Genomic DNA, 273 nt, shown 5'->3' on the forward strand with positions numbered 1-273 from the left:
AAACCGTGTCTCGATAAAATCCGGATTAATCACGCCCTCGTCAAGGCAGATCGAACGGTAAAGTTCGCAGATCTGGATGCAACGCTCCCGGTCTTCGGCATTCACCAGCGATTGTTTCGCGCTCAGAGCCTTGTAATCAGAATTGCTGTACCCCGTTATAATACGCAACTCTTCTTCCATTTGTTTGGCGCTGAGATAGTCAGGCACAGGATGACTGCGGGCGACATCCTTGCTGTGCTTCTTATACCATTGGATAAAATGCGCACTGCCAGC

1 protein-coding gene is annotated in these 273 nt (G+C 49.8%); it reads right to left on the reverse strand.

Annotated features, from left to right (window positions below):
- The coding region (locus tag ACQUTA_RS13140; protein WP_444988718.1) for a hypothetical protein at positions 1 to 273 on the reverse strand (273 nt) is incomplete at both ends.

The sequence above is a fragment of the Legionella navarrensis genome, from assembly GCF_052527415.1.